The sequence below is a fragment of the Endozoicomonas sp. SESOKO2 genome (assembly GCF_024606245.1).
Taxonomy (GTDB): Bacteria; Pseudomonadota; Gammaproteobacteria; order Pseudomonadales; family Endozoicomonadaceae; genus Endozoicomonas_A.
In genome coordinates this window covers 1-1,470 of the sequence record NZ_JAHHPQ010000027.1, presented here as the reverse complement: position 1 = coordinate 1,470, position 1,470 = coordinate 1, and the positions used below count along the sequence as shown (strand labels likewise).

The window sequence follows — 1,470 nt, the reverse complement described above, 5'->3', positions numbered from 1 at the left end:
CTGTCTGAGACGTAAGGTGGGAGGCAGAAAGTCGTGACAGCCCACAGAAATCGCCGCTTCTATCAGCTGAGCGATGGAGTGTACTTCAAACTTTTTTTTCAGATGCTCAATGTGGGACCGGATGGTATTTTCAGACAGTGACAGAATACCTGCAATCTGCTTAATCTGTTGATTACAAATCAGGAAAAACAGCACCTCTGACTCTCTGGGGCTCAGACTGGGCATGACGCCTATGCGGAATGTCGACTGACCTTTGGCTCGACCATCCAGTTTCATCAGGCAGCGTATATTCAAAGCAGCCTTCATCCAAGACTGTGTCACCGAATGACCATGACTAAGCACCCCGTCTATCTGGTGCAGATGGTTGTAGTGAGGTTTTTTCCTGGAAATGTAGGCAAACCAGCCATTTCCTCCCGGATGCACATTCAGGACAGTAATCTCTTTTTTCTCGCTGACACAAATGTTGTTCTGCGCCACAATCTGGTCAGAACAGCAAGAGAATATAGGTGCCGGAATCTCCGAAAACCGTTTACCACATACTTTGTAGCGCAGGGGAATACCATACAACCAGAGAGAGTGCTCATTGAGATAGAACGCTCTGTCGTGACAGTCATGAACCCCCCAGGCCTGCAAGTGGTCGTGTTCCATAAAATGCATGAAGTCACTGGAGAGCTCTGGAGCAGAAGATACGTTATCGATAGAGATCATTTTTGTTATCACAATCATTATGACTCAAGACACCAAGTTTGCTCCTGACCACCGTGGCCCAACATAACGAATTACAATCCGGACAGCACTCTGAAGCACTCCCCGGAAGCCAGCTCAAAGCAACATGAGTCCCAATCCATTCAGTTGTAATTCAGGGCAAACCCAACCTAAGAATGAACAAGGATAGACCAATATCGACCATACCTGTGCGAACGATCATACTTTTAAAATTAAACATGAGTACCATTCAATAAACTCCATGTAAATCTGCAAGTGTTTTGATTGGACAGGTAAAAATGTGATGTCTAAGCTTCCCGCTACTCAGGCGGACTCTCAAGTAATCCGTTAAATGCGGGGATTACCCTTTTCTTTTGGTATTTATTTTACAGGTGGTTCATAGTTTCATGGAAATACTTTCAAGCCTGCTTCTGGCCTTGATTCTCCCTTTTTGTTCTTCTCTATGGGCTGTGAATAATGAGATCAGTGCAGATGACCTTTTGCCATACGATCCTCAGGAGGGTGGTGCTATCTCTGAAAGAGACAGAAGAGAGGCTCGAAGAGGCGGAGGCTCCTCAGGTGGCGGAAAAAGTAGCAGTTCCAAAGGAGGCGGTTACAAAGGTGGTGGTTACAAAGGTGGCGGCTCAAAAGGAAGTGGTCACAAGGTGACGAGCTACATAAAATCGTCAGCATCAAAAGCCAGAGTTAAAATTGCAAAATTCATGAAAGGTTATTCGATGACCACCTCTAAAAAAATATCTGTCT

2 protein-coding genes are annotated in these 1,470 nt (G+C 45.4%); one reads left to right on the top strand and one right to left on the bottom strand.

From position 1 onward, the window contains the following. Positions 1–708, bottom strand: a 708-nt coding sequence (locus KDK17_RS00675) for a LuxR C-terminal-related transcriptional regulator (RefSeq protein WP_257287117.1), incomplete at its 3' end; no start/stop codon positions are given. A 404-nt stretch (positions 709–1,112) separates the two neighbouring features. Between KDK17_RS00675 and KDK17_RS00670 the strand changes: the two genes are divergently transcribed. Then, positions 1,113–1,470 (top strand): hypothetical protein (locus KDK17_RS00670; protein WP_257287116.1); only part of this gene is annotated, 358 nt, incomplete at its 3' end.